24 protein-coding genes, 1 pseudogene and 1 other annotated feature (1 of these 26 running past the window's edge) are annotated in these 26,596 nt (G+C 67.9%); of the genes and pseudogenes, 10 read left to right on the top strand and 15 right to left on the bottom strand.

Going from position 1 to position 26,596, the window contains the following annotated elements; all coding sequences use genetic code 11:
• Window positions 1-841 carry the 3' portion of a helix-turn-helix domain-containing protein gene (locus DK389_RS14735; RefSeq protein ID WP_236960884.1) on the top strand. 98 nt of this gene lie to the left of the window's left edge, so only the last 841 of its 939 coding nucleotides appear in the window; the start codon falls outside the window, past its left edge; the stop codon is at window positions 839-841.
• A gap of 21 nt (window positions 842-862) precedes the next feature.
• On the opposite strand, the gene DK389_RS14740 is transcribed toward DK389_RS14735, so the two are convergent.
• The 12 genes and pseudogenes from DK389_RS14740 to DK389_RS14790 form a co-directional block, all read right to left on the bottom strand.
• On the bottom strand, window positions 863-1,144 hold the full coding sequence (locus DK389_RS14740) for a hypothetical protein (RefSeq protein WP_162560653.1): 282 nt from the start codon (window positions 1,142-1,144) through the stop codon (window positions 863-865).
• A 208-nt stretch (window positions 1,145-1,352) separates the two neighbouring features.
• Window positions 1,353-1,742 (bottom strand): hypothetical protein, encoded by a 390-nt coding sequence (locus tag DK389_RS14745; RefSeq protein ID WP_109890651.1) that lies wholly within the window; start codon window positions 1,740-1,742, stop codon window positions 1,353-1,355.
• A gap of 159 nt (window positions 1,743-1,901) precedes the next feature.
• Window positions 1,902-2,468 (bottom strand): FkbM family methyltransferase, encoded by a 567-nt coding sequence (locus tag DK389_RS14750; RefSeq protein ID WP_109890653.1) that lies wholly within the window; start codon window positions 2,466-2,468, stop codon window positions 1,902-1,904.
• Window positions 2,469-2,483: 15 nt separating this feature from the next.
• A protein-coding gene (locus tag DK389_RS14755; RefSeq protein WP_109890655.1) for an IS630 family transposase occupies window positions 2,484-3,544 on the bottom strand; the annotation gives its coding sequence in 2 pieces (ribosomal slippage) (window positions 2,484-3,040 and window positions 3,040-3,544; 1,062 coding nt in all).
• Between the two features lie 21 nt (window positions 3,545-3,565).
• Window positions 3,566-3,769, bottom strand: coding sequence for a hypothetical protein (locus DK389_RS32390; RefSeq protein WP_162560654.1), 204 nt, complete (start codon window positions 3,767-3,769; stop codon window positions 3,566-3,568).
• A 232-nt stretch (window positions 3,770-4,001) separates the two neighbouring features.
• Window positions 4,002-4,382: an oxalurate catabolism protein HpxZ gene (gene hpxZ / locus DK389_RS14760; RefSeq protein ID WP_109890657.1), complete on the bottom strand. Its 381-nt coding sequence runs from the start codon at window positions 4,380-4,382 to the stop codon at window positions 4,002-4,004.
• Window positions 4,383-4,391: 9 nt separating this feature from the next.
• Window positions 4,392-5,798 (bottom strand): AtzE family amidohydrolase, encoded by a 1,407-nt coding sequence (locus DK389_RS14765; protein WP_109890659.1) that lies wholly within the window; start codon window positions 5,796-5,798, stop codon window positions 4,392-4,394.
• Window positions 5,795-5,983 carry a DUF4089 domain-containing protein gene (locus tag DK389_RS14770; protein ID WP_109890661.1) on the bottom strand — a complete coding sequence of 63 codons (189 nt, stop codon included), beginning with the start codon at window positions 5,981-5,983 and terminating at the stop codon, window positions 5,795-5,797. Before DK389_RS14770 ends, DK389_RS14765 begins: the two co-directional genes overlap by 4 nt.
• 87 nt (window positions 5,984-6,070) lie before the next feature.
• Window positions 6,071-6,970 carry a polysaccharide deacetylase family protein gene (locus DK389_RS14775; protein ID WP_109890663.1) on the bottom strand — a complete coding sequence of 300 codons (900 nt, stop codon included), beginning with the start codon at window positions 6,968-6,970 and terminating at the stop codon, window positions 6,071-6,073.
• 47 nt (window positions 6,971-7,017) lie between these two features.
• Complete coding sequence (locus DK389_RS14780) at window positions 7,018-9,510, bottom strand: branched-chain amino acid ABC transporter ATP-binding protein/permease (protein ID WP_109890665.1); 2,493 nt, start codon at window positions 9,508-9,510, stop codon at window positions 7,018-7,020.
• Window positions 9,511-9,514: 4 nt separating this feature from the next.
• Window positions 9,515-10,384 carry a branched-chain amino acid ABC transporter permease gene (locus tag DK389_RS14785; RefSeq protein ID WP_109890667.1) on the bottom strand — a complete coding sequence of 290 codons (870 nt, stop codon included), beginning with the start codon at window positions 10,382-10,384 and terminating at the stop codon, window positions 9,515-9,517.
• 22 nt (window positions 10,385-10,406) lie between these two features.
• Window positions 10,407-11,619, bottom strand: a pseudogene (locus tag DK389_RS14790) (ABC transporter substrate-binding protein).
• A gap of 226 nt (window positions 11,620-11,845) precedes the next feature.
• On the opposite strand from DK389_RS14790, the gene DK389_RS14795 reads away from it, so the two are divergent.
• Window positions 11,846-12,262 carry a nuclear transport factor 2 family protein gene (locus tag DK389_RS14795; protein WP_109890669.1) on the top strand — a complete coding sequence of 139 codons (417 nt, stop codon included), beginning with the start codon at window positions 11,846-11,848 and terminating at the stop codon, window positions 12,260-12,262.
• Window positions 12,263-12,280: 18 nt separating this feature from the next.
• On the opposite strand, the gene DK389_RS14800 is transcribed toward DK389_RS14795, so the two are convergent.
• Complete coding sequence (locus tag DK389_RS14800; RefSeq protein WP_109896402.1) at window positions 12,281-12,985, bottom strand: GntR family transcriptional regulator; 705 nt, start codon at window positions 12,983-12,985, stop codon at window positions 12,281-12,283.
• 300 nt (window positions 12,986-13,285) lie between these two features.
• On the opposite strand from DK389_RS14800, the gene DK389_RS14805 reads away from it, so the two are divergent.
• From DK389_RS14805 to DK389_RS14840, 8 genes are all read left to right on the top strand, one after another.
• On the top strand, window positions 13,286-14,491 hold the full coding sequence (locus DK389_RS14805) for a DUF2252 family protein (protein WP_109890671.1): 1,206 nt from the start codon (window positions 13,286-13,288) through the stop codon (window positions 14,489-14,491).
• Window positions 14,492-15,223: 732 nt separating this feature from the next.
• Window positions 15,224-16,078 (top strand): hypothetical protein, encoded by an 855-nt coding sequence (locus DK389_RS14810; protein WP_335645553.1) that lies wholly within the window; start codon window positions 15,224-15,226, stop codon window positions 16,076-16,078.
• A 74-nt stretch (window positions 16,079-16,152) separates the two neighbouring features.
• Window positions 16,153-17,424 (top strand): arsenic transporter, encoded by a 1,272-nt coding sequence (locus DK389_RS14815; protein WP_210206763.1) that lies wholly within the window; start codon window positions 16,153-16,155, stop codon window positions 17,422-17,424.
• 34 nt (window positions 17,425-17,458) lie between these two features.
• Complete coding sequence (locus tag DK389_RS14820; protein WP_109890673.1) at window positions 17,459-18,430, top strand: DMT family transporter; 972 nt, start codon at window positions 17,459-17,461, stop codon at window positions 18,428-18,430.
• Between the two features lie 12 nt (window positions 18,431-18,442).
• On the top strand, window positions 18,443-19,798 hold the full coding sequence (locus DK389_RS14825) for a TAXI family TRAP transporter solute-binding subunit (protein WP_109890675.1): 1,356 nt from the start codon (window positions 18,443-18,445) through the stop codon (window positions 19,796-19,798).
• Between the two features lie 638 nt (window positions 19,799-20,436).
• On the top strand, window positions 20,437-20,853 hold the full coding sequence (locus tag DK389_RS32395; RefSeq protein WP_162560656.1) for a hypothetical protein: 417 nt from the start codon (window positions 20,437-20,439) through the stop codon (window positions 20,851-20,853).
• A gap of 334 nt (window positions 20,854-21,187) precedes the next feature.
• Window positions 21,188-23,470 (top strand): AAA family ATPase, encoded by a 2,283-nt coding sequence (locus DK389_RS14835; protein ID WP_109896406.1) that lies wholly within the window; start codon window positions 21,188-21,190, stop codon window positions 23,468-23,470.
• A gap of 277 nt (window positions 23,471-23,747) precedes the next feature.
• Window positions 23,748-24,976, top strand: a protein-coding gene (locus tag DK389_RS14840; protein ID WP_109890679.1) for an IS3 family transposase whose coding sequence is annotated in 2 segments (ribosomal slippage) — window positions 23,748-24,036 and window positions 24,036-24,976 — 1,230 coding nt in all. Because the reading frame shifts where the segments join, the coding sequence is not laid out codon by codon here.
• Window positions 24,029-24,145 (top strand) — a sequence feature (AL1L pseudoknot). Its footprint overlaps the gene before it by 117 nt.
• Before the next feature lie 461 nt (window positions 24,977-25,437).
• Here DK389_RS14840 and DK389_RS14850 read toward each other — a convergent pair.
• Window positions 25,438-26,103, bottom strand: coding sequence for a HepT-like ribonuclease domain-containing protein (locus DK389_RS14850; RefSeq protein ID WP_109890683.1), 666 nt, complete (start codon window positions 26,101-26,103; stop codon window positions 25,438-25,440).
• Window positions 26,100-26,579: a RusA family crossover junction endodeoxyribonuclease gene (locus tag DK389_RS14855; protein ID WP_109890685.1), complete on the bottom strand. Its 480-nt coding sequence runs from the start codon at window positions 26,577-26,579 to the stop codon at window positions 26,100-26,102. The genes DK389_RS14850 and DK389_RS14855 overlap by 4 nt, the downstream gene beginning before the upstream one ends.
• Window positions 26,580-26,596 lie beyond the last annotated feature (17 nt).

Consider the following 26,596-nt stretch of genomic DNA (forward strand, 5'->3'; position numbering starts at 1 on the left):
GCTCGAATCGGAGACGGGGTTCGCGGCGAGCCGCCTGCTCGCGGTGTTCGACCACGGCATGCTGATGCGTACCCGCAGCAGCCCGCTCGTCGTCGAGCGGCAGCCGCAGCAGATCCGCCGGGACGGCCACGACGACGTCTGCCTCAGCCTGATCGTCGGCGGGTGCGGCCATCAGGAGCAGGGCAATCGGGGCGGCATCATCGGCGTGGGCGATATCGGCCTCGTCTCCCTCGACCGGCCCTTCGTCCTCGGCGCGCGCGAGCCCTACGAGGAACTCCGCCTCAACATCCCGCGCCCCCTCTTCCTCGCCCATGTCGGCCCCGTGGAGGAGGTCGCCGGGCGCCGCTTCCCCGCGAGCGCGCTCGGTGACCTCTTCGCGAGCTATCTCGGCACCTTCGCCGCCACGGTCGAGCGCATGTCGGAGGCCGAGGCCGCCCCCGCCCTCGAGGGAGCCCTGCACCTGCTGCGCGGCATCCTCCAGCATCCGGGCGAGCGCCGCGAGGCCGACCTGTCGGCCACCGCCCTGCGCTCCCTCGCCCAGGCCTATATCGAGCGGCGGCTGCACGACCCGGATCTCGGCCCGGCCGGCCTCTGCGCCGCCCTGCGCGTCTCGCGGACCCGCCTCTACGCGGCCTTCGCCGCGGAGGGCGGCATCGCCGCGGCGATCCGCGACGCGCGCCTCGACCGGGCGCATCGCCGCCTCTCCTCCGCCGCAGGCGACGCGGATACGATCGCGGGCGTCATGAAAGCCTGCGGCTACGTGGATGCGGCGAGTTTCAGCCGCGCCTTCCGCCGCCGCTTCGGGCTCGCCCCGCGGGACGTGCGCCCGACGCGGCGGTGAGCGGTGTCGGGCGACGCTCGCCTATCCAATCAGCCGAAGGGGCTGACCGGGGGCCGCCGTCCCGCGGCCCTGATCGTCAGAAAGCTCCGACGAGGCACGGCCGAGCGCGTGCCGCGCGGCCCGCAGGCGCTGCAACTGCGCGAAGGACACGGTGTTGCCGCCGCTCGACGGCGAGGTTCCCGCATCCGCGCCGTCGCGGTCCTGGGACGCGGCCTGCTTCAGCGCCGCCGCGATCAGCGCCTTCGTCCGGGTCGTGAAGCCCCGTCGCTCCAACCAGGCCGGGATCCGCTTCGCACGCTTCATCAGGTCACCTGCAGGCAGAGATAGGCAGCCCACCCCTGTCAGAAGAACAGAATCCTGGCCGAGGCGGGAATGACCGAGCGTCCGGAATTGTTGTCCCTGCGTTCGGCGCGCGCGGTTGCGAGCGGCGCCGATGAGAGAGGGGTGGCATGGCAGGGCCAGGGAGCGGCGGGCGGCGGCTGTGCCGGGACCTGATCGAGCGACCGATCCGTCAGCGGTGGCCGCTCTTCGGGCGCGGCGAGCCGCCCGGCTCGGAGGTGGCCATCCGCCCCTCGAACCCGTCGAACCCGCCCGCATGGCCGAACCTGCGGTACGAATTCTGCGGGTCCGGCCGTTCCGCAGGCCGGGCGGGCGCCTGCGGCCGGGGGGCGCCCTCCGGACGGGGACGATCGCGCGGGGGCGAGGGCCTTGCGCGACCCGTCGCGCGGGACGGTTCCGGGCTCGGCTCGCCGTCCTCCGGCTGACCGTCGTCGAGTTGAATCCGATAGCCCATCGTCAGGAAGTAGCCCTCGGCATCCTGCCTCGGGAAACCCTTCGATGCCCGGTCCCGGCCGTAGGTCTGCCGAAACGGCTTGCTGTGCCAGTAGCGGACCTCACGCATGAATACCCTCGCTCGCGGCGCTCACCCGGTTCTACTGCGCGGCCCCCCGAGCGCAAGAACCCTGGCAAGAACCCTGGCAAGAACCGTGGTTCTGCGGGGGCGGGGCCGGGCCGAGCCCGGCATCGGATGATGTCGATGCAGGGGACCCTGCGAACGGGGTCATCGGGACAGCATCCCGCGGTCGTGGCCGCCGAGCACGTAGAACGTGTTCGTGGTCTCGCCGTGGAAGTCGATCAACCTGTCGCCGGAGGCATCGAACCGATAGGGCCTGTATCCGAGGCTGCCGAGCAGGTCCGTGACCGCTTGCCAGTCGCTGTTCTCGGCGATCACGATGGGCTTGCTGGCCTTCAGGGTCTCGAGGAACCCCCTGACGACCCGCAATTCGACGCCCTCGACGTCGATCTTGATGAGGTCCGGCGCCGGGAGACCGAGCCGGTCGCCGACCCGCACGGTTCCGCCGTGCCGCGAGACCCGGAAATTCGGGTCGAGCGCGGTCAGGCGCTCGCGGACCCACGGTCGGTCGAGCGCGACGTTGTCGATGGACGCCTCTTCGTAGTGGAGGATGCCGTTGACGACGGGGATGTGGAACGCGACCTCGCCCGCGACGTCGGACAGGCCGTGCTTGTGGACGTGAACGTCGGCGTAGCGCGCGGATATCTCGTCGAGGATCGGATGGAACAGAGCGTTCAACTCGAAGGAATGGATCGTCGCGTCCGGATGCATCATACCAATCGGTGGTGATCATAACTGATAGGCCCAGTCACGCAGGCCGATGGACATGATCTTCCAAGGCTGGTCGATGAACCGGTTCCAGACCTGACAGCACTGCTCGACAATGTCCTCGTAGGACGAGAAGACGCGGTCGCCGAGCCAGTTGTCGCGCAGGAACTGCCAGACATTCTCGACCGGGTTGAGTTCCGGGGCGCAGGCTGGCAGCGGCAGCAGGGTGATGTTGGCGGGCACGACGAGGTCGTGGGCGACGTGCCAGCCCGCCCCATCGAGGATCAGCACGGCGTGGGCGCCTTCCTCGACGCTGCAGCTGATCTCCCTGAGGTGCTCGTTCATCGCCGCGGTATCGCATCTCGGCATGATGAGGCCGGCACCCTTGCCCTTCTCGGGACAGATCGCTCCGAAGATGTAGGCGTGGGCCGTGCGTTGGTCCTTGGGCGCCGAGGGCCGGCTGCCGCGGCGCGCCCAGCGGCGGGGCAGCGTGTTCTTCTGGCCGACCCGAGCCTCGTCTGACCACCACACCTCGATGGCCGTGCCAGCCGGCAGCCGGGTTCGGATCGCCCTCACCTCGGCGGGCAAGTTTTTTTGAAGGCTGCCAGTGCGGCCGGGTCCTGCTCATGATGGCGCGGGCGTGCCGACAGCTTGCGGAAGCCGAGTTGTTTCACCGTGCGGCCCACCGTGCTCTCGTCCAGGCTCACGCCGAAGCTGGCGTAGATCCAGGCGGCGAGATCCTTCAGCCGCCAGCGCACCACGCCGTGTCGATCCGGGTCCGGCCCGCTCTCGACGATCTGCGCCAGCGCTTGACGCTGCGCATCGCTCAACTTGGCTGGGTTGCCCGGGGCCTTGCGGTTGATCAGCCCGGCCGGGCCAGCTGCGTTGAAGGCGAGCACCCAATCGCGCACCGTCTGCAACCCTACCACCCCGATCCGAGCCGCATCCGTGCGGCTGCCGCCCTCGTAGATCTCGGCCAGCGCCAGCAGCCGGCGGCTCTGGCCCGCGTCTCGGCTGGCCTTGGCCAGACGTCGAAGATCGTCGGCGTTGAAATCCTCACGCAGAGCAACCGCAGCGGACATGGCAAACCCTCCCGGTTTGCCTCATCGAACCAGATCCGCCGCCGATACGAAACCTCGTGAGTCGCTATCACCGTCGACCGGTATCAGCTTGAAGCTGACGATCGACTGTCCCCGGTTGGCGCCGACGTCGTAGACGACAATGTTTCTCTGGTTGATGAGACGTACGGCGTGCAATTCCTGGTCGTGGACGACGCCAAGTCTGATCTGCTCCAGAATCGCTCCCATCTCGTGCGTCTGGACAGCATCCGTCGCATCCGCCTGTTGCCGTGCCGCAATCGTCTGCGCCGGGACGACACGCTCTCCACGCGCGTTCGCGTGCCCACCGGCCTTTAGATCTCGTCGCGGCCGCCTCCGCAAGGCGGGCTTGGTACGGGACACGGTCCCGAGGCCGACTTGGCACGGGATGCGGTCCCGGGATCGACGGTGCCGGGACGCGTCGTGGCGGCTCCCGTGAGCCTCACGCCTCGATGACGCTCACATGGGCCGCCACCACGCGCCAGCCCTCCGGGAAGCGGACCCAGCTCTGGCTCTGGCGGCCGATCCGTCCCGGGGCTCCGTCGCGCCGGAACAGGGTCATCGCCGTGGCGAAGTCCCGGCCGTAGGTGGTGATGACCGTGCCCGCGAGGTCGCGGGCGAGCCCCTGCGGCGAGCGCGCGCGGCGGAAGGCGCGGATCGCCTCCATGCCGTAGAGGTTCTCCGCCGCGCCGTAGCGGATGGTGCGGGCATCGTCGCGGAAGAGGGCCTCCAGCGTCGCCACGTCGTTGCCCACGAGGGCGGCCTCGTAGCGGCGGAACGCCGCCTCGACCTCCGCCTTCACTTCCGGATCGTCGATCTGCATGACGGCCTCTCAATCGAGGGCGGCAATCGGCGCCCGCGCGACGCCCGCCCGCTCCAGGTGATGCGCCGCGCGGAGCGCGAGATCCTCCCGCCAGGGCGCCGCGATAATCTGCACGCCGAGCGGCAGGCCGCCGTCGAGCCGCACCGGCACCGCCACGACGGGCAGGCCGATGAACGAGATCGGCTGGGTGTAGAGGCCGACATTGGCCCGCACCGGCAGGGTGATCCCGTCGAGCACGAAGGTCTTCTGGCCGCCGCGCGGCGCCCGGCAGGGGGTGGCCGGCGCCAGGATCAGGTCGACCGAGCCGAACAGGTCGAGCAAGGCGGCGCGGTACCAGCGCCGGAAGCGCTGCGCCCGCTCCACGAAGGGCGCCGGGATCATCGCCCCGGCGATCAGGCGGTCGCGCACGGCCGGGTCGAAATCGCCCGCGCGGGTCCGCAGCCGGTCGAGATGGAGGGCCGCGCCCTCGGCGGCCGTGATCAGGTAGGCCGCGGCCCGGGCCCTCGCGGCCTCGGGGATCTCGACCGTCGCCGTCGCCCCGAGGGCGCGGGCGGCCTGCGCCACGGCGGCGAAGGCGTCGGGCTCGCCCATCCGCGCGAAATAGCCCCCGGCGACCGCGACGCGCAGGCCCGCGGCCCCCCGCTCCAGCCCGTCCCCCACCGGCTCGGGCGGCCGGTCGGCCTGCGCCGGATCTTCCGAGTCGCGCCCGAGCATCGCGTCGTAGGCCAGCGCGAGGTCGCGGGCCGAGCGCGCCATCGGACCGACATGGTCGAGGCTGCCGACGAAGGGGAAGCTGCCGGCCCGGCTCAGGCGCCCGTAGGTGGGCTTGAGGCCGAAGCAGCCGCAGAAGGCGGAGGGCACGCGGATCGAGCCGTTGGTGTCCGAGCCGAGCGCGAGCGGCACGAGGCCCGCCGCGACCGCCCCGCCGGAGCCGCCGGACGAGCCGCCGGACATGTGGGCGAGGTCGTGGGGATTGTGCGTGTCGCCGTCGTGGACGTTCTCGCCGGTGAAGTCGTAGGCGTACTCGCCCATGTTGAGCCCACCGAGGAGGATCGCCCCCGCCGCCTCGAGCCGGCGGACGAGGGCGGCGTCGCGCTTCGCGGGCGGGCGCTCCCGGTTGATCCGCGCCCCGGCCCGGGTCGGCAGGCCGGCGATGTCGAACAGGTTCTTGACCGCGAAGGGCACGCCCGCCAGCGGGCCGAGGGCCTCGCCCGCGGCGCGGGCCCGGTCGAGGGCGTCGGCGCGGGCGCGGGCGCGCTCGGGCAGGAGATCCGTGAAGGCGTTCACCCCCGGGTCGATCCGCCGGATCCGCGCGAGCGCGGCCTCGGTCACGGCGCGGGCGCCGACCCGGCCGGCGGAGACGGCGGCGGCGATCTCGGAGGCCGGGGCGAGGCTCCAGTCCAACGCCGCGCTCATGCGGTGAAGACCGGCGCCGCCTCGGCCTCGTCGGGCAGCGGGAAGCCCTCGACCAGGGCCGCCGCCTCCCTCAGGACCCGCAGGTTGGCGGCGATCGCCTCCGCCCAACCGGGCTCGACCGGGATGCCGAGCATCTCCGCGGCCGCGGCCGTGCCGGCGTCGAGGTTCGGAATCGGCTCGGGCATGGCGTCTCTCCTCAGCTTCGCTCCCGTCCGCCCGACGGGGCGCGGCCGCCGGGCCGGGGGCAGGGTCTGTAGTGGTCCGGTCCCGGATCAGCCTTGAAGGCTGGCGGCGTGCTCGGCGATCGCGCCCGGCGTCGTGATCCACACGGCATCGCGGCGCTCCGCGATGTGCCGGAGCGCCCGCCGCAGGGGGCGCAGCCGATGGGGCTGGCCGACGATGTAGGGGTGGAGCGCGATGCCCATCACCAGCGGCGCCCTGCGGGACTGGTCCAGCATCTCCTCGAAGGTCTCGACGATCATCTCGGCGAAATGCGTGCCCGTCTCCTTGCGGGCGACGATCGCCGGGATGTCGTTCAACTCCTGCGGGTAGGGCACCGAGAGGATGCGCCCGCCGTCCCGGGTCGCGAACCAGATCGGCTGGTCGTCGTGCGCCCAGTCGAGCAGGTAGCGATATCCGGCCTCGGCCAGGAGATCCGGCGTCGCCGGAGATTGCGAGATCCACGGCCCCAGCCAGCCCGCGGGCGTCCGTCCCTCCGCGCGCGCGATCACGGCGGTCGCCTCGGCGATGAGCGCGCGCTCGCTCGCCTCGTCGAGCGCGCCCTGACGCTCGGCGTTGGTGCGTCCGTGCGCGACGATCTCGTCGCCGCGGGCGCGGAACGCCTCGATCAGGCCGGGGCAGTCCCGGTAGAGGTTGCTGTTGGCCAGCACGCCGGCCGGCAGGCCGAGTTCGTCCAGCAGGTCGCGGATGCGCCAGGCGCCCACGCGGTTGCCCCAGTCGCGCCAGGCGTAGTTCAGGACGTCCGGCTGCGGCCCGCCCGGCGCGAGCTCGGCGCCGAGCCCCTCGCCGAACGCGAAGGTCTCGAGGTTGAGCCCGAGATAGACGGCGAGGCGCTTGCCCCCCGGCCAGTCGTAGACCGGGCGGTCGGGCAGGGCGCTGTAGCCGTAGCGTCCGTGGTCCGAGGTCGATCGTGGGTCCGAGGTCGATCGCATGCGTGCTCCGCTGCCCGGCCCGCGGCCGCCGGGGTTCGAGATGGGGGTCAGGCCGCGCCGAGATAGGCCGCTTCCAGGCCCTTGTCCGCCTGGAGCTCGGCCGCGCTGCCCTCGGTGACGACGCGACCCTGCTCCAGCACGTAGCCCCGGTCCGCGACGGTGAGGGCGAGCGCCGCCATCTGGTCGACGATCAGGATGGTGATGCCCTGGTCGCGCAGATCCGCCACCACGGCGTAGAGGGTGTTGATCATCGCGGGGGCGAGCCCGAGGGAGGGCTCGTCGAGGAGGAGGATGCGCGGCCGCGCCATCAACCCGCGGGCGATGGCGAGCATCTGCTGCTCGCCGCCCGAGAGGAGGCCCGCCCGGCTCTGCGCCCGCTCGCGCAGCCGCGGGAAGCGGTCGAGCAGGGCCTCGACCTCGGCCGGGTCGATCCGCCCGCGCCGGCTGCGGGCGCCGAGCCGGATGTTCTCGACGACGGTCAGTTCCGGGAAGACCTGCCGCCCCTCCGGCACGAGGGCGAGGCCGAGGCGGGCGATGGCGTGGGCCGGAAGCCCCGCGATCGCGCGGTCGGCCAGGACGATGCTGCCCTGGACCGGGCGCAGCAGGCCCGAGAGGGCCCGCATCGCCGTGGACTTGCCGGCGCCGTTGGCGCCGAGCAGCGCCACCGTCTCGCCGGGGCGGACCGAGAGGGCGAGGTCGTCGAGCACCGGCGCCGCGCCGTAGCCCGCCCGGAGGCGATGGCTCGCGAGGACCGGATCGGCCGGTCCCTGCCAGGGCGCGGGCCGGGGCCGGGCCGGGGTCTCGGCGCCGCCGAGATAGGCGCGCAGGACGGCCGGGTCGCGGCGTATCTCGGCGGGCCGGCCCGTCGCGATCGGGCGGCCCGCATCCATGACCAGGATGTGGTCGGAGGTGCCCATCACCAGGGGCATGTCGTGCTCGACGAGGATGACCGCGACGCCGGATTCCGCGATGCGCCGCAGGAGGCCGCCGATCCGGTCGGTGTCGGCACGGGTCAAGCCGGCGGCCGGCTCGTCGAGGAGGAGCACCTTCGGGGCGCCCGCCAGGGCCCGGGCGATCTCGACGAGGCGCCGGTCGACATGCGGCAGCTCCGCGGCCGGTCTGCCGAGCGGGCCCGCATAGCCTGCGAAGGCGAGCAGAGCGGCAGCCCTGCGGGCATCCTCGGCGGCATTCCGCCGGAGCAGGCTGCCGGGCGCGATCGCCAGCATGACGTTGTCGAGGACGCTGAGCGAGCCGAACAGGCGCGTGGTCTGGTAGGTGCGGGCGATGCCGGCCCGGGCGATCGCGTGGGCCGGCGCGCCAGCGAGGTCGCGGCGTCCCAGGCGGATCGTCCCCGCATCCGGCCGGTAGAAACCCGAGACCATGTTGAGGACGGTGGTCTTGCCGGCGCCGTTCGGTCCGATGAGGCTCGTGACCTGGGCCGCGGCGGCGGTGAGCGAGACCCCGTCGGCGGCGCGGATGCCGCCGAAGCTGATGCCGAGCCCTTCGATGACGAGCGGGTCGCCCTCCGTCCGGCCGGGAAGGCCGACCGTCTCGTCCGGCCTCGGGGCGCGCTCGTCCGCCATCCGGGGCAGGAGCCGCGCCAGCGTCCCGACGATGCCGGCCGGCACCAGCCACAGCACCACGAGCGTCGTCAGCCCGAAGAAGATCAGCCGGTACTCGGCGAGGCCGGCGAGCAGCTCCGGCAGGAGCACGGTGACGAGGGCGCCGCAGAGCGGCCCGAGCACCGTGCCGGCCCCGCCCACCACCACGGAGAGCACGAACAGGATCGATTGCGAGAACGGGAAGGAACTCGGGGCGATGAACAGCATCAGGGGCGGCAGCACTGCCCCCGCGAGGCCGGTGAGCCCGGCCGAGATCGCGAAGGCCGCCGTCTTCACCCGCACGGGGTCGAAGCCGAGCGAGGCCGCCGCCGCCTCCGAATCCCGCACGGCGCGCAGGGCGCGGCCGAGGCGGGCGAGGCGCAGGCGGTGGAACCCGTAGAGGCTGAGGCCGGCGCCGAGCACCGAGAGGATCGCGAGGCCCCGCTCGGCCAGCGTCTCGCCGAACAGGACCGGGCCTTGCGTGATCACGAGCCCGTTCTGGCCGCCGGTGAGCGCCCCGCCCTCGACGAGCCCGTGCTCCACGAGGAAGCCGAAGGCGATCGTCATCATCGCGAGGTAGGGGCCCTTCACCCGCATGGCGGGCACGGCGAGGAGCGCGCCGACGAGGGCGGTCAGCAGGCCGGCGGCGGGAAGGGCGAGCCAGAAGCTGATCCCCGCGAGCGTCAGGATCGCGCTCGCGTAGGCGCCGAGCGCGTAGAATCCCGCATGCCCGAACGAGATCAGGCCCGCGAGGCCGAGCAGCACGTTGAGGCCGGTGCCGGCCACGACGGTCAGGGCGACGAGGGCGATGACGAAGTGGGTGTAGCCCTGGCTCAGGCCGACGAGCCCGAGCCCGGCGGCGGTGAGAGCCAGGATCGCCAGCGGCATCGCCGCGGGGGCGCGGAGGTGGCGTGCGAGGGGGCGCGTGAGGCGGCGCATGGGCTCAGACCTTGTTGACCGCCGCCCGGCCGAGGAGGCCGTCCGGACGGAGCGCCAGCGCCAGGATGATCACCGAAAACACGACGATCTGCGTGTAGGTGGAGCCGAGGGTCGCCGTGACGCCCGCCTCGACGAGCCCGTAGAGCAGGCCGGCCAGCACCACGCCGGTGGCCGAGCCGATGCCGCCGAGGATCGCGACCGCGAAGGCCTTGATCCCGAAGAGCGCGCCCATCTCGGCCGAGACCGAGAACAGGGGCGCGATCAGGAGACCGGCCGCGCCCGCGAGGAGCCCGGAGAGCGCGAAGGCGCAGGCCACGGTGCGGCGGACGTCGATCCCCATCAGCCGGGCGGCATCCGCGTTCTGCGCCACGGCGAGGAGGACGCGGCCGAGATCGGTCCCGCGGAATACGGCCCGCAACGCCAGCGCCGCCGCGATCCCGACGACCGGGATCACGATCTGCAGCGGGTAGATCCCGGCGCCGAGAACCTCGATGGGGCTCGCCACCAGGGCGGAGGGCAAGCTGCGCGGCTCCTTGCCGAAGGTGAAGAGGAGGGCGTTGTCGAGGATGATGCCGCCCGCCACGGTGGCGAGCAGCCACGCGTCGGAGCCGCGCTCCACGAAGGGCCGCACCAGGATCCGCTCGACGACGAGGCCGAGGAGCGCGCAGCCGAGGAGCGCGCCCGCCACCGCGAGCGGCATCGGCCAGCCGAGCCCGACAGCGAGCCAGTAACCGAGCACCGCCCCGAGGGTGACGGCGCTGCCCTGCGCGAAGTTGACGGTCCCGGAGACCGCGTAGGTGATGTGGAAGCCCAGCGCGATCAGCCCGTACATGCTGCCGAGGCCGAGCCCGCTGACGAGGACGCTGGTCAGCATGGGCGTGCCCTCCCGGCGCCGGTCACTGCGTCACCGCGACGATCTCGCCGTTCTGGAAGCGCGTGAAGACGTAGTCCTGGGGCCCGAGCGCGTCGTGCCGGCCAGGCGCGAACGGCGTCTCGTAGGTCTTGATGAGGCCCGGATAGGTCGCGATCTTGTAGAACCCGTCGCGGACCTTCGGCCCCTCGGTGGAGCCCGCTGCCGCGATCGCGAGGGCGATCAGGTGGGTGGCGTCGTAGGCGTTGGCGATGCCGACCGCGGGTGTCACGTCCGCCATCGACTTGATGGCCGGGTACTTCGCCTTCAGCGCGGCGAGCACGGCCTTGGCCTTCGGGCCTCGTTGCCCGCGAAGGTGAAGGTCTGGATGAAGTGGACCTTGGCGGCGCTCGGGCCGGCGAGCTCGTCGAAGCGCCCGCCCGCCGGGCCCAATGCGAGATCACCGGCACGCTCCAGCCCATGCGATCGAGGGATTTCACCACCTGGGCGGAGGGGCCGACATTGCCGACGAGGAACAGGGTGTCGGCGCCCGCCTCCCGGAGGCGGGTGAGCTGGGGCACCATGTCGACGTCGTTCGCCTCGTACTTCTCGATGCCGGCGGCCGGCAGGTTCGCCGCCTTCAGCGCCGCTGCGAGCCCCTGCTGGTTCGACTCGCCCCAGGCGTTGTTGACGAGGATCATGCCCGGCTTCTTCGCGCCGTATGTCTTCACCGCGTAGGCGACGAGGGCCTCGTCGACGAGGGCGTCCACGGCCGAGACCCGGAAGGCGTAATTGTCGGCGGCGCCGTTGCGGGTGATGCCGGTGCCGGCCGCCCAGGGGCCGACGAACGGCACCTTCATCTGGTTGGCGATCGGGACGATCGCCATCGAGACCGGCGTGTCGAGCCCGCCGATCAGGGCGGCGACGCCGGCGCGCTGGATCAGCTCACGGGCGGCGAGCACGCCCTTGGACGGGTTGGCCTCGTCGTCGCGCGCCACGAGTTCCAGCGGGCGCCCGAGCACGCCGCCCTTCGCGTTGATCTCGTCGATGGCGAGCCCGATGCCGCGGGAGATCGCCTCCCCCGATTTCGCCGACTGGCCGCTGAGGGCGGTGACGAGACCGATCCTGACCGGCTCCGCGGCCCGGCTCGGGGCGAGCGGCGCGAGGCCCGCCAGGAGCGACAGGAGCGCGAGCCCGCAGAACCGGGAACGCGTCGGGCGGCGGGCATCGGGACGGGGGGCGGGGATTCGGAGGGACATGGCGGTTCGGTCTCCGGCGGGGCTGGGGAGCGATCCGCAACGCCCATGCCAGCAGAGTACAGGCGGATTCGCGCCTGTCATGGCCAATCGTGTGCAGCCACCGCACAAAATGTGCACACTTCCGTGAGAAAATGCATACACTTTTCGCAGGCGGAATCGGCGGCTTCCTGGCAGGCTCGCCCGGGACCGCGCGCCGCGCGCTGAACGAGACCGGAGCAGACGACCCATGAGCCAGCACATCGCCGCCGACGCGACGCGGGAGGCCGCCGCGATCGTCACCGCCTATCTCGAAGCCTCGATGGTCCCGGACCCGGAGACCGCCGCCCGCTACATCGCGCCCGATCTGGAGATCGTGTTCACGGGGGCCCGGCGCTTCGGGCATCCGCGGGAGGTGACGGCGTTCAATGCCGGCCGCTACGCCTGGGTGAAGAAGCGCATGGAGCGCCTCGACGTGGTGCCGGGCGAGGGGCAGACCACGGTCTACAGCCTCGGCACGCTCTACGGCGCGTGGCCGGACGGCACCGCGTTCGAGGGCAACCGTTACGTCGACCGATTCACCGTCCGCGACGGGCTGATCGTCACGATGGAGGTCTGGAACGACAGCGCCGAGCGGCTGCTGACGCGGGCGGGCCTCGCCGACTGATCGCCGCGCCGGCCGCGATCAGGGCTCGACGTAGGGCGCCAGCCGCCGGACGAGGTCCAGGTCGCGCAGCGGCGCGGCGGCGATCCGCGCCCGCTCGGCCACGGCGTCGAGGTGATGGTCCATCAGCGCGCTCGCCCGCGCCGCGTCGCCCTCGGCCAGGGCGGAGACGATGGCCCGGTGCTCGCTCACCGCGCAATCCGACGAGTGCGGGCGCGCGTAGAGCGACAGGATCAGGGCGCAGCGGTAGCCGAGTTCGGCCACGTAGCGCCGGAGCACCGCGCTGCCGGTCATCTCCGCGAGCAGGAGGTGGAACTCGGTCGCGAGGCGGATCGAGGTCGCTTCCGGCCCGCTCGCCGCGGCCTCCTCGCCCGCGATATGGGTGTCGAGGGTCGCCTTCTGCTCGGCGCTCAGGCGCCCCGCCAAGCGGGACACGACCAAGCGTTCGAGCCCGATCCGGACGTCGAACGCGTCCCGCGCCTCCTCCCAGCTCGGCGTCGCGACGACCGCGATCCGATTCCGGCGCAGCTCGACCAAGCCCTCGGCGGCGAGCTGTCCCAGAGCCTGACGCGCGATCGTGCGGCTGACGCCGAAGCGCTCGCCGAGCGCGTCCTCGGGCAGGCGGTCGCCCGGCGCCAGCGCCCGCTCGACGATCGCGCGGCGAAGTGACCGGCAGATCGCACCGACGCGGTCCGGCCCCTCACGTCGTCTACCAGCATCCGTCATGCGGGAGATGTCCTGGCCCCGAATGCGCATTCTTCCGCCCTTCGACACCGCGTGGCGACCCGGGACGCGCGATCCATCGCAAGTGCACAGACGCGTGCGGAAAGCTAGACCTTGGCGCGCGGGACCGCGACGCCGCCGATGCCGGGCCTGCGGCGGAGACCCACCGCACGCGCGGGACGCTCCCGTCATCCACAGAAGAGACGATCGGCCGCGCCACGCCGGCCGGTTCCGGACGTTGGTGGGGCGGCCGCGGCGCGATGCGCCGTCGGCGACAGGTGACAACCGGCCGAGGTTCTGTGGATGTGGGAGCGTGACGCGCAGGGTCCTGAAACGCGTGCGGCGCTGCTGGAGCGCCAACGCACCCTCAAGATGGCGAGATCCGCCCATGCCTACGTCCGGGGCAACACCCTGAAATTCTACGAGTGGCTGGACGGCCTCGCCCGCGGCACACTGCCGGAGGGGCCGGCGGTCTGGATCTGCGGCGATTGCCACCTCGGGAACCTCGGCCCCCTCGCCGACGCCGACGGTCGCGTCGACATTCAGGTCCGCGACCTCGACCAGACCGTCATCGGCAATCCGACGCACGATCTCGTCCGCCTCGGCCTGTCGCTCGCCAGCGCCGCCCGGGGCTCGGACCTGCCGGGGGTCGTGACGGCCCGGATGCTGCACGAGATGATCCAGGGCTACGCGCTGGGCCTGGGCGAGCCGGAGGCGGACGAGGCTCCGCCCGAGCCCGACGCGGTGCGCACGGTCCGGCGCCGCGCCCTCGGCCGGCAGTGGAAGCACCTCGCCCGCGAGCGCCTGAAGGACGTGGAGCCCTCGATCCCGCTCGGGCGCAAGTTCTGGGCGCTCGACCGGGCGGAGCGCGAGGCCCTCGACGGCCTCTTCCGCGCCGAGGACGTGCGCCGCCTCGTCCTGGCGCTCAACGGCCGCAGCGCGCGCGCCGAGATCCGCATGATCGACGCGGCCTACTGGATGAAGGGTTGCTCTTCGCTCGGCTTCCTGCGCTACGCCGCGCTCGTGCGCATCGCCGAGCCGGACGGCAAGCGCAAGCTGGCGCTCGTCGACCTGAAGGAGGCGGTCGCCCCCGCCGCCCCCGCCGCGCCGGGGGCGGAGATGCCGTCGGATCCTGCCGAGCGCGTGGTGGCCGGCGCGCGGGCGCTCTCGCCGAACCTCGGCGAGCGCATGCTGCCTGTGCACCTCATGGACAAGCCGGTGGTGATGCGCGAGCTCGCGCCGCAGGACCTGAAGCTCGACGTCGACCAGTTCAGCCGCGTCGAGGCGGTGCGGGCGGCGCATTACCTCGCCTACGTGGTGGGCAAGGCGCACGGCCGGCAGATGGACGAGGCCGCGCGCGCCGCTTGGCGCCGGGAGGTCGCCGCGGACGTGTCGCGCGCCGGCGAGGCGCCCTCCTGGCTCTGGACGAGCGTCGTCGCCCTCGCCGGGCGCCACGAGGTCGGCTACCTCGACCATTGCCGCCGCTACGCGAGCGCGGATGCCGCCTGAGGGCGTCTGCCCGGAGCATCTTCGATTCGATCCCTTCAGGGGTGAATTCACGGTGTTTCCGAGCGGATCCTCCGGTCGTATCCAATATATCGCACGCTTTCACGCGCTCGTGATGGATTAAAGAGGAACTTAGTAACTGACCAAGACTTGAGCGGCGGTTGTCCGCGCGGGTGGCGCGTCTTAACGGGACGGCGGCACGGGCCGATGGAGCGCTGCCAGATGCACGATGACGGGGATGACCCGCGGGACGGAGCCCGAGAGCCGGCGAAGGATCCGAGCCTTGCCTGAGGCGGCCGCCCCGTCCTGCGGGGACGTCGAGCCGGCGGACGGGGGCGATCCGTTCGTCGTCCTCCACGTCGGAGACCTTCACCTGACAGGCCGCGGCGAGGCAAACGCGCGCGATCTCGCGACCATCCTCGACCAGATCGCCGGGATCGCCCCGCCGCAGCCTTCGACTTCGTCTACCTGCCTGGGGACATCGCGGAGGACGGGACGGCCCGCCAATACGCGATCCTGCGCGCGGCCCTGGCGCGCCATCCCGACCTGCCGGTCCGGCTGGTTCCGGGCGACCACGACCGCCAGCACGGCTCGATCGCCGGCTTCCACGACCTGTACACGGCCCTCGCGGGGAGCCCCCGCGGGGGCGGCCACGCGCCGGTCGTCAACCGCCTGCCGCAGCCCGAGATCGAGCGGGAGGTCGCGCAATACTACGCCGCCGAGACGGTCTCGGGGGTGCGCTGCCTGTTCGTGGACGTCGTCAGCGCGGGATTCAGCCGCAAGGGCATCGGCCTCGACTTCCGCCTCGGCCGCGCGCAGACGCTCTGGCTCTCGGCGGAGATCGCGGCGGCGGCCGAGGCCGGCCGGCCCTGCGCAATCTTCATGCACGCCTATCCCGACGACCTGCGCGAGCCGGACGAGCGGCTCGACGTCGCCGGCCTGTTCTGGGGCGGGCGGGTGCGCCTCGTGGAGATGGGCCACACCCACTACAACGAGCTCGCCCATGACGGGCGCACGCTCTACGCCGCGGCCCGCTCCGTCGGCCAGAACGAGGACGGCTCGGTTGGCTACGCGGTCGCGGCCCTGGACGGACCGGTGACGAGCTGGCGCTTCCGGGCCCTCGACCGGGCACCCCCCTTCGTGCTCATCACCAGTCCCGCCGACCGGCGCATCGCGACGCGGCCGGCAACCGAGGAGACCAGCGGCATGACCCGCGACGCGAACGGACGCATCCGCGTGCGCGCCCTCGTCCTCTCGGACCGGGAGCCGGCCTATTGCCATTGCCGCGTGGACACGGGCGCCTGGGTCCGGATGGCCCGCGTCTCGCCGCGCACCTTCGAGAGCCGGATCGGGTGGCCGGCCGGCGCGCGCAGCCTCCAGGTCGAGGCTGTGGACGCGCGCTGGTCGGGGCACGGGCCGGATTTCGTCGATACCGACGTGATCGAGCCGCCGGCTGCCGCCCCCCTTCCGCACGCGGCGACCGCGATTCCGGCCAAGCCGGGAAGCGATGCCTTCCGGATCGGCCCCTGGCTCGGCCGGGGCGTGCGCGGCGACCAGCTCGGCCCGAACCGCGCCGGCCGCAAATGGTGAGCGGCCTCCGCTGACCGACCCGCCGCCGGCCGCTCCGCGGCCGACGGACCTCCCGACGATGAGAGACGACGAACGTGGCTGCCACCCTGGGGCTCCCCCTCAACCTCGCGACCTGGATCATCGCCGCCCTGGCGACGCTGGGCGTGATCCTGCGGCCCTTCTCCTGGCCCGAGGCGATCTGGGCGGGGCTCGGCGCGATCCTCCTCGTCGTGCTCGGCCTGATGCCGTGGCATGTGGCGCTGGAAGGCGTCGCCAAGGGCACCGACGTCTACCTCTTCCTCGTCGGCATGATGCTGCTGTCGGAGATTGCCCGGAAGGAGGGCCTGTTCGACTGGCTCGCCGCCCACGCGGTGCGGGCCGCCAGGGGCTCGGCGACGCGGCTGTTCCTGCTCGTCTACGTCGTCGGCACGGTGGTGACGGTCTTCCTGTCGAACGACGCCTGCGCCGTGGTGCTGACCCCCGCCGTCTTCGCGGCCACCAAGGCCGCGGGAGTGAAGGAGCCGCTGCCCTACCTGCTCGTCTGCGCCTTCATCGCCAACGCGGCGAGCTTCGTGCTGCCGATCTCGAACCCCGCCAACCTCGTGGTCTTCGCCGAGCACATGCCGCCGCTGGGGCAGTGGCTCGCGACCTTCAGCCTTCCCTCGTTGCTCGCCATCGTGGCGACCTACGCGGCGCTCCGCCTCACGCAGAACGCGCAGTTGCAGGGCGAGACGGTCGCGACGGATGTCGAGACGCCGGCGCTCCCGCTCGGTGGCAAGGTCGCGGGCGCCGGCATCGTTGCCACGGGCGCGGTCCTGATCGGCGCCTCGTGGGCAGGGCTCGACCTCGGTCTTCCGACCTTCGCCGCGGGCCTCGCCACCACGCTGGTCGTGCTCCTGATCAACCGCGGCGGCCTCGTCGCGGTCGTCAAGGACGTCTCGTGGAGCGTGCTGCCGCTGGTCGCCGGGCTGTTCGTCCTGGTCGAGGCCCTGGAGAAGACCGGCGTCCTGCGGATGCTGGCCGACCTCCTGAGAGACGCCGCGCGGGCCGACCCGTCCGCGACCGCCTGGGCCGGGGGCGCCCTCGTGGCGTTCGGCGCGAACCTCGTGAACAACCTGCCGGCGGGCCTGCTGGCGGGCGCCTCTGTGCAGGCCGCGCAGGTCCCGCAGACGGTCGCGGGCGCGATCCTGATCGGCATCGACCTCGGGCCGAACCTGTCGGTCACGGGCTCGCTGGCGACGATCCTCTGGCTCACCGCGATCCGGCGCGAGGGCGAGGACGTCTCCGCGTGGCAGTTCCTGAAGCTCGGGCTCCTCGTGATGCCCCCGGCGCTCGTCCTGGCGCTCGCGGGCCTGATCCTCGTCTGATCCCGATACCGTCCGGTCCGGAGGGGTGCCCCACGTGAACGCAGCGCTGCTCTACCCCTTCATCATCGTGGCCGGCTGCCTGCAGGCGCTCGGCAATTCCATGAACGCGCAGCTGCGCGGCTGCCTCGTCAACCCGTTCCTGGCAGCCGCGATCTCCTTCCTGCCGATCGTCTTCGTCTTCGCGACCCTGTTCCTCGTCATGCCGACGCCGCTGCCGGGCCTCGACGGCCTCGGCCGCATGCCCTGGTACGCGCCGCTCGGCGGGCTCGCGGGTGCCGTCGCGGTCTTCGGCGGCCTCGCCCTCGTCGACAAGGTCGGGGCCGGTCCCTTCAACGGGCTGACGCTGACCGCCAACATCCTGACCTCGCTGGCGCTGGATGCCCTCGGCCTGTTCGGCCTCCAGGGAAGCGGGTTCAAGCCGATGCCCTGGCTCGGCGGCCTGCTGATGGCCGTCGGCGTGATCTTCATCGCGCGCGTCACGCCCGACAAGGGGCCAGAGGCAGGGGAGGGGGCAGGGGCAGGGGCAGGGGCAGGGGAGGGGGCGGATGCGGGGCATGGCCTCAACCCGAAGCTGCTCTATCCCTTCATCGTCGTCGCGGGCGCGCTCCAGGCCATCGGCGTGGCCTGGAACGCGCAGCTCCGCACGGCCCTGACGAACCCCTGGCTCGCGGCCCTCGTCTCGTTCCTGCCCGTCGTCTTCACCTTCGTGCTCGTCTTTCTGTTGCGGCCGAACCCGCTGCCGCGGCGCGAGGACGTCGCGGGTATGCGCTGGTGGATGCCGCTCGCCGGCCTCACGGGCGCCGTGGCGGTGTTCGCGGGCCTCCTGTTCGTGGACAAGGTCGGCGCGGGCGCCTTCAACGGACTTCTGATCACCGCCAACCTGCTGACCTCGGTGGCGCTCGACCATTTCGGCTGGATCGGCATGAAGCAGGTGCGGGCCGGTCCCGCGCGCCTCGGCGGGGCGGCGCTGATGGTGGCGGGCATCGCCCTGATCTCGCTGTTCTGACGGCCCGGGACGATGCGGACCAAGCTGGCCTGGCTCCTGCGCCGGCGGACGCTCCTGCTGGCGGCGGCCCTCGTCCTGGCGGTCGGTGCCGGGGCGGCCTGGTCCCTGCTGCAGGCGACAGTCCTGACGATCGCGGTCGCCCCGCGCGACGGGACCGAGCCGGAGCTGATCAAGGCCTACGCCGACGCCCTCGACGCCGGCGGTGAGGGGATCCGGTTCAGGATCCTGTCCTTCGACGATGTGCGCGAGAGCGCCGCCGCCCTCCAAGACGGGCGCGCCGATCTCGCCGTCGTCCGGCCCGACGTGCTGCTGCCGACCAACGGGCTGACCCTGGCGATCCTGCGCGACCAGGCCATGATCATCGCCTCGCCCGACCCGGGCGCCATCAGGACCTTCCCGAAGCTCTCCGGCAAGCGGCTCGGCATCGCCGCGCATCGGGACGCCGACTTCTCGCTGCTCCAGACCATCCTCGGATATTACGGGCTCGCCCTGGAGGCGGACACGGGCGGCGGACCCGCCCGCGACCGGGCCGTGCGCCTCGTCCGGGTGGAGCAGGAGGCCGTCGCGGCGGCCTTCCGCGAGCGCCGCATCGACGCCTTCGTCAGCATCATCGCGCCCTCGGCGCCGAAGGCCCTGGCCCTCGTGGGCGCCGTGCGCTCCGCGGCCCGCACCGGCAGGGTCGAGTTCGTCGCGGTCGAGGACGACGGTGCCGTGATCGAGCGGTTCCCGAAGCTCCAATCGGTGACGGTGCCGGGCGGATTGTTCGGCGGCGACCCGAAGCTGCCGGCCGACGACGTCAAGACGGTCGGGGCCTCCTACCGGCTGATGGCGCGCGCCTCCCTGAGCCGGGCCGTCGCCGCGGACGTGACCCAGCAGCTCTTCGAGAAGCGGACAGCGGCCGCGCGGGCGACGGAGGCCGCCGAATACGTCCAGGCGCCGGCCTACGACACGACGGCGGCAGCCACCAGCGCGCGCATCCCGATCCATCCGGGGGCGATCGACTATTTCGAGCGCGAGCAGCACGGCTTCGTCGACCGCTACGGCGACACGCTCTACCTCCTCGGCGCCCTCGCCGGTGGCCTCGTCTCGGTCCTGGCGTGGATCCGCCAGCGCTTGGCCGGCCTGCGCCGGGAGCGCATCGACGAGATCATGGACCGGCTGATCGACGTGATCGGTCTCGCCCGCGGCACGGGGGATCGGCTCGAACTGGACAGGCTGAGCGCCGAGATCGACGCGCTGGCCGCGGACACGGTCCGCTACGCCCGCGAGCGGGAGCCGGATCCGCGCACGATGTCGGCCGTGTCCATCGCCATCGAGACGGCGCGGGCGACCCTGCAGGATGCTCGGCGCCGGACGGGCTCCCCGTAGAGCCGGAGGCGGACGGCGTCGATGGCGGCGCCGCAGGCCCGCGGTCGCGGGTCCGGGCCGCCCGGTGATTGACGGCGGCCGTTTTCACGACCACCTGCGCGTGATACCCCGTCGGTCCATCCTCCCATCGGCTTCCCGGATCGTGCCCGCGCCCGCCTCGCTGTCGGTGCAGCGCGAGGGGCGCCGGACCGGCCGGGCCGATGTTTTTTCGCGCCGAGCGGGCCGGGATGGCACGGGGAACAGTCAAGCCGAGGGCCGAGTGACCGCAGACGCTGAAGACGACATCGCTTCCGGTCCCTGGCGCTTCTCGGTCGCCCCCAGATGGATTGGACAGATGCAGGCGTAGCGTGAAGGGGAAATGACCTCCATCGTTCCTCCATGCTGTACTAAATGCTGTACTTCGTCGGAGCAGAAGGGTGCGTCTCAGTCTGAAGTGGCTCGTGCAAAGGTGGAAAAATCGTGCGTCCTGCCTCGTGCTGGTAGGCTCGCTCGAACTCGCTCGAACTCGCTTGAGCCGCGTTCAGCCAAGTGTTGCCGGCGCCGTTGCCAGATTGGCCACCAGATCCTCGGGATGCCCAGTCTCGGCCAACCCCTGACGTCATTCGTTCTGGAACGGTGAGACGGATCAGAAGCCTCGGATGAAGTTGATCCTGGCTTCCGATAAGCGAAGGTTATCAGCACCGGTCCAAGCGCCCGATTATCCACGCAAGCGAGCCAGAAGAGCGCGGGGCTGGTCCGAGCCACGGCCTGATCCAGACCACGAGCGCTATCTCGTCTGGCTGGAGCGGGAACACGCACACCTGGTGCAGGCCACGCGCCATCTGGCCGACTGGAAGCGGCGCGTGCTGGATCAGATGATCGTCGTCGAGGACATGCGGGCGAAAGGCTACGACACTCGGCTCGCCGAAACCCTCCTAGCGACGACGCAGCGCACGCTGGCGGAGGGCCATCGGCACCGGCAACTCATCCTGCAGGTCCTGGCCACCTCCCGTCAGTCCAGCGACAGGCGAGGCAGTCGAGCGCAAAGGAGAGGATGCGACGGCTCAGCTCACTGAGCGCACTCCGCATCGTGCGCACCGATAAGAAAATCTGACGATATTTTCCGAGCATTAGAGAATATTCATTCATAAATACTAAGATGTACTTATAATATTTCCTAGATGAAAATGTAAGTTTAACACAATATAGGAGTATGACGACATAACTGTTACAGCAAAGCCGCACTCGATTGCGAATTATGATCAGGAGCCGCACTAATCTGGCTGCCATAAAGGCGGCGCCTGGATTTTTCAGTGTTCAGCATATTTTATAGCCCCTTCCAGATGAAGCGACACGCATATTTCGTATCGCTCCATCAGAAGTAAATTATAATATTTGGGGGAGCGGAATTTGTTAAAGAAGATTCAGCTTATAAGAAACATTGGACAATTTGATAATGTCAATGGAGGGCAATTTGATCTCACTAAGTTAACATTGATATATGCTGAAAATGGGAGAGGAAAGACAACTTTAGCAGCCATATTGAAATCTGCCTCAACCGGCGATGTGAATCTTGTAAACGAGCGTCGCCGTCTTACTGCAACACATGACCCACACATTATTTTGCGCGATCAAACAGGGTCGATCGCATTTCAGAATGGTACTTGGTCTAGACTGCTGCCGCAAATTGCAGTGTTCGATGACCAGTTCGTTTCTGATAACATATGTTCAGGTATAGAAATTGCCGCCGAGCATCGGCAAAATATTCATGAGTTTATTCTTGGTGCCCAGGGGGTCAGCTTAAATGCCGAACTCCAACGGCATGTTGCAGCCATAGAAGGGCATAATAAGCGACTTCGGTCGCTTCCCGATGCAATCCCTGCTTATGTACGCGGCCGGTTCAATGTGGATGCCTTCTGCGCGCTTGAGGCGCGAGCAGACATTGATGAAGCCATTGCAGAAGCGGAGCGCAGCCTAGCTGCTGCGCATGCCGCTGACGCCGTTCGCACGAAGCCGGGCTTCGAGCCATTAAACCTGCCGGCGTTTGATGTAGCGGAGTTGAATTCCGTCCTGCTGCGTGGCCTCGCAGATCTAGAAGCAGAGGCGGCGTCCCGTGTTCGGGCCCACATCAAAACGCTAGGTGTGGGTGGCGAAGCTTGGATTGCAGACGGCGTATCTCTTATATCAGACGACAGTTGTCCTTTTTGCGCCCAAGATCTAACTCTATCTCCTGTAATAGTGCATTATCAAGCTTATTTCAGTGAAAACTATCAAGAGCTAAAAGCTGCCATAGTCAGCCAAGGCAAATCCATTACCGCGACACATGGGAGAGACGTACCTGCCGCTTTTGAAAGAGATTTTCGAGTGGCTGTACAAACACAGGAATTTTGGAATGCATTTACGTCTATTCCCGCCATCGAAATAGATACAGTAGAAGTGGCTCGAGCTTGGAAAGTGGCCCGGGAAGGTGTGATAAAAATTTTCCGGGATAAACATGCAGCACCTCTCGATTGTATAGAGATGTCGGAGGACATTGTTGCTGCAATTGATACTTATCATCAGATAAGGCAGGAAGTTCTCGATCTGTCGGCGGCTTACCAGTCCTACAATGAGCCTATAGCTCTCGTCAGAGAGCGGACTGAGGGTACTAATGCAGCTGTGCTGGAAGCTGATCTTGCGGAACTGCGAGCGAGAAAAGCTCGTTTCGCTCCTGACATTACTGCAGCGTGTCAGGCATATGTCGACGAAAAGGCTGCTAAAATTGCAACTGAACGTTTGCGCGACCAAGCACGCGCGGCGCTTGACCAATACAGAACCGCGATTTTTCCCACATATGAGACAGCTATCAATGAATACCTACGGCGTCTCGGAGCTTCTTTTAGGGTGACCGGAGTCCAATCCGTCAACAACCGAGGCGGATCGTCATGTAATTATAGCGTACTCATTAATGCGGTTCCTGTATCCATTACTTCAGTCAGTGGCCTAAGTTTTCGAAATACATTGAGTGCGGGCGACCGAAATACCCTAGCTCTGGCATTCTTCTTCGCTTCTCTTGATCATGACCATAATATCGGAGATAAAATTGTGGTTATTGATGACCCAATGACTAGCTTAGATGAGCATCGCAATAGAAATACAATAAGTGAGATGCGAAAACTCCTAAATCGTGTCAGTCAAATGATTGTTCTTTCGCACTCAAAGACATTTCTTTGCCCGCTGTGGAAAGACGCTGCACCTAGTCAACGATCAGAGTTGAGGTTAGATCGGGTGCGCGACGGCCAAAATCGGGACTCAACAACGATTACTTCTTGGAATGTACACGACGATTGTGTTTCAGAAAATGATCGCCGCCATGAAATTGTGATGTCTTATATTCAAAATGCCGATCCATCTATCGAGCGTTCTGTTGCCGAGTCTCTTAGGCCGATGCTGGAGGCTTACCTTCGAGTAGGATACCCAGATCTTTTCCAGCCTGGAGCAATGATTGGGCCATTCATAAATATATGTAAGCAGAGATTGGGAACTCCAAACGAAGTGCTAAATAGAAATGACATAGTTGAGCTTGATGATCTAAGGGAATATGCGAACACATTTCATCATGACTCAAATACTGCTAATTTAACTGTCTTGATAAATGGAGCTGAGCTTTCAAATTTCTGCCAAAGAGTTATCCAGTTTATTAGGCGTACATGAGATGATTCCTCGTGCTCGCCAAGACGCCTTGGAGGGGCGGGTTCTCGCGTTGGCTGAGGCGGCCGACGCTTTCCGTCAAGCATGGTCGCGGGCCACGCGCACTCACACCCATCTAAAGCCAAGCCGTTACCGCACCACGAATGGAGCGGCCACAGCCCGGCGCGCATGGGCAAGCGTGGCAGATAGCGGAGGTAGAGCGTGGGGAAGAAAAAGGACCTGCGGCGCACTGAACCGCTCCGGGATTTTCGGAGGCTCCAACTCTTGAGAGACTGGAGCCATGACGAAGCATACTCCACCCTTCTCCCCTGAGGTTCGCGAGCGGGCAGTCCGGCTGGTTCGGGAGCATGAGAGCGAGCACGGTTCACAGTGGGCGGCGATCCAATCGATCGCGGCCAAGATCGGCTGCTCGGGTGAGACGCTGCGGAACTGGGTCAGACAGGCCGAACGCGACGGCGGCGTACGAGCCGGGCCGACCACGGACGAGCGCGAGAGGATCAAGGCGCTGGAGCAGGAGAACCGCGAGCTTCGGCAAGCCAACGAGATCCTGAGGAAGGCGTCGGCGTATTTTGCTCAGGCGGAGCTCGACCGCCGGTCCCGGTCATGATCGCCTTCATCGACGATCATCGCGCCACCTACGGGGTCGAGCCGATCTGCAGGGTTCTGCCGATCGCCCCGTCGACGTACCACGCTCATGCCGCGCGGCGGGCCGATCGCGGCAGACTGCCGGCTCGAGCCAAGCGGGATGCCGTGCTCATGGCCGAGATCCGGCGCGTTCACGCGGCGAACTTCGGCGTCTACGGCGTGCGCAAGGTGTGGCGGCAACTCGCCCGCGAGGGGATCGCGGTGGCGCGCTGCACGGTGGCGCGGCTGATGCGGGCGATAGGACTGCAGGGCGTCGTCCGCGGACGCAGAGTTCGCACGACCATTCCCGATCCGGCTGCCTTCTGCCCGCTCGACCGGGTCAACAGACAGTTCAAGGCCGAATGCCCGAACAGGCTGTGGGTAGCGGATTTCACCTACATCGCCACCTGGGGCGGCTTCGTCTATGCGGCTTTCGTGATCGACGTCTTCGCCCGCCGGATCATGGGCTGGCGTGTGTCGCGCTCAGCCCGGGCAGACTTCGTGCTCGATGCCCTGGAGCAGGCCCTTCATCAACGTCGGCCCTTCGCCAGCAGCGGGCTCGTCTGTCACTCAGATCGCGGATCGCAGTATGTGAGCATCCGCTACACCGAGCGCCTGGCCGAGGCCGGCATCGAACCGTCTGTCGGCAGTGTTGGCGATAGCTACGATAACGCCCTCGCTGAGACGGTGATCGGCCTGTTCAAGGCCGAAGTGATCCATCGGCGTGGGCCGTGGCGATCCTTCGAGGCGGTCGAGTACGCCACGCTCGAGTGGGTCGATTGGTTCAATCACCGTCGGCTGCTTGAACCGATCGGCAACGTGCCTCCCGCCGAGGCGGAAGCGCGCTACTATGCAGAGGTCGAGGTTCAAGCCTTGGCCGCCTGATCCAAACCAAACAGCCTCCGGGAAACCCGGTGCGGTTCACACCGTGGAGGCACTGGAGGCTGAGCGCCTGTTGGCGGGGCCACACCCCGCCACTCCCCACGACGATGACGATGAGCTTGGCCCGGTTGCCATCTACATGACCAAAGGCGACAGGCGCCGCCTGCGCCTTCTCGGGCTCAGCCTCGGTAACATGTCCCTGCAGCGTATGGGCACTCGGCCCTGGAACGCTTTCCTGGAGAGCCATGGGCAGCCTAGGCTCACGCCCGTCCTACAAGGGAAGCAATTGGCTGAGGAGGCGGACTAGGACCTGAACCGATCAGCTTGGCCGTACGGAGGATCGCTCAGGGTGGAAAGCCAACACCCGCCAAACTACTGACGTCGAAAAGCCCTCCCTGAGCTTTGTTGAATGACAAAGATATTTCATTCAAGACAAGTCGCACGCCATGCAAAGAAGCTTTTAACTATGATGAACTGACACGTAGTCGGTCAAGTATAGAAACGATAACTTTTAACAGCAAATCGAGTTCCATTTTAGATGGTTCTGTTTCAAGATCGCCATGCACAATTCTATTCCGCATACTAATAAGACTTCTCACCTTACCTTCGACCTCAGGATCAATATATCCATTCATAGCCAATGTCTGAATAATCGTTCCCGGTGAATATGGGCGTTTGTCCGACGCGGGCTCAACGATACGCGCAATCGCCTCCAACAAAGACCAACCGACAAGGAATGCCGCTCGAGGCTGCGCGTGTTTGATTAATTCGGTCACCTCAGTTAGGTGGCGCCGGACGATTTCGGGCGTACTGGCAGGGATCGAAATACCTGCCTGTGTGTCTCCGCCAACAAACATTATCCGTAATTGCCAATCGTGATGGCGTTCGAAAAGCTGTTGTATGCGCTTTAGACTTAAATCAGCATGTGGAGTTTTCCGATTTTTTACTTCTATAGCAATTTTATGATCACCTTTTAAAGCAATCGCATCAGGCCTGTAGCCACCCATAAATTCAGGCAATCGGTCTGGCCCTGGATATGGGACAAAATCGTACCCTTTTGCCTCATAGTGGGGCCTCAACCTTTCGATGAAGTGGCGCTCGGTCTCCTGGAACTCTTGAGCCATCGTCATTTTGCTTTTCTCCAACTCATGTCGTCAATTACACGGATGTAGACAACAGGAGGATCTAAATCCAAAGCTTGAGCAAGTTGCTCGCTTGGATCTTCAAAAACCCATTCAATCCCAGGCTCAAACTTTTGCACATGAACGCTTTCTACAAAATTATCATCCTTATATCCAACGTTTATTAGCGCATCCATGATTGGTTTTACTATATTGTCCACATCGCCAACCATTGGATCCGTTGGAAAGTAATAGATAGTTATTGCTGCGGGGCACTCGTAGAGAAATCCTATCTCATCCGTCTCATAGGCACGAGCTTGTCCTCTGCTTCTTACGGCTGCCTTCCATCGCTCCTTTGAGGCGCTGCTTCCCTGCAGAGAAATGGGCGTCCCCTCCAACACCAATTCAAAAGGGTATAGGGTGTCCGCCGTCAGCGCTCCTGAGACACATCGAGGCCCTTCACGAACGGAGGATGGCTGGTTCATCGTAGTCCTGAGGCACG

This window comes from Methylobacterium durans (assembly GCF_003173715.1).
Taxonomy (GTDB): domain Bacteria; phylum Pseudomonadota; class Alphaproteobacteria; order Rhizobiales; family Beijerinckiaceae; genus Methylobacterium; species Methylobacterium durans.

Excerpts from the sequence above, each read along its gene's own strand:
- DK389_RS14785 (WP_109890667.1), bottom strand. The coding sequence starts at position 10,384 with ATGCTGACCAGCGTCCTCGTCAGCGGGCTCGGCCTCGGCAGCATGTAC.
- DK389_RS14780 (WP_109890665.1), bottom strand. The coding sequence starts at position 9,510 with ATGCGCCGCCTCACGCGCCCCCTCGCACGCCACCTCCGCGCCCCCGCG.
- hpxZ (WP_109890657.1), bottom strand. The coding sequence starts at position 4,382 with ATGCAGATCGACGATCCGGAAGTGAAGGCGGAGGTCGAGGCGGCGTTC.
- DK389_RS14765 (WP_109890659.1), bottom strand. The coding sequence starts at position 5,798 with ATGAGCGCGGCGTTGGACTGGAGCCTCGCCCCGGCCTCCGAGATCGCC.
- DK389_RS14800 (WP_109896402.1), bottom strand. The coding sequence starts at position 12,985 with ATGACGGATGCTGGTAGACGACGTGAGGGGCCGGACCGCGTCGGTGCG.
- DK389_RS32395 (WP_162560656.1), top strand. The coding sequence starts at position 20,437 with ATGAAGTTGATCCTGGCTTCCGATAAGCGAAGGTTATCAGCACCGGTC.
- DK389_RS14855 (WP_109890685.1), bottom strand. The coding sequence starts at position 26,579 with ATGAACCAGCCATCCTCCGTTCGTGAAGGGCCTCGATGTGTCTCAGGA.
- DK389_RS14750 (WP_109890653.1), bottom strand. The coding sequence starts at position 2,468 with ATGATGCATCCGGACGCGACGATCCATTCCTTCGAGTTGAACGCTCTG.
- DK389_RS14740 (WP_162560653.1), bottom strand. The coding sequence starts at position 1,144 with ATGAAGCGTGCGAAGCGGATCCCGGCCTGGTTGGAGCGACGGGGCTTC.
- DK389_RS14795 (WP_109890669.1), top strand. The coding sequence starts at position 11,846 with ATGAGCCAGCACATCGCCGCCGACGCGACGCGGGAGGCCGCCGCGATC.
- DK389_RS14775 (WP_109890663.1), bottom strand. The coding sequence starts at position 6,970 with ATGCGATCGACCTCGGACCCACGATCGACCTCGGACCACGGACGCTAC.
- DK389_RS32390 (WP_162560654.1), bottom strand. The coding sequence starts at position 3,769 with ATGGGAGCGATTCTGGAGCAGATCAGACTTGGCGTCGTCCACGACCAG.
- DK389_RS14825 (WP_109890675.1), top strand. The coding sequence starts at position 18,443 with ATGCGGACCAAGCTGGCCTGGCTCCTGCGCCGGCGGACGCTCCTGCTG.
- DK389_RS14770 (WP_109890661.1), bottom strand. The coding sequence starts at position 5,983 with ATGCCCGAGCCGATTCCGAACCTCGACGCCGGCACGGCCGCGGCCGCG.
- DK389_RS14745 (WP_109890651.1), bottom strand. The coding sequence starts at position 1,742 with ATGCGTGAGGTCCGCTACTGGCACAGCAAGCCGTTTCGGCAGACCTAC.
- DK389_RS14850 (WP_109890683.1), bottom strand. The coding sequence starts at position 26,103 with ATGACGATGGCTCAAGAGTTCCAGGAGACCGAGCGCCACTTCATCGAA.
- DK389_RS14805 (WP_109890671.1), top strand. The coding sequence starts at position 13,286 with ATGTGGGAGCGTGACGCGCAGGGTCCTGAAACGCGTGCGGCGCTGCTG.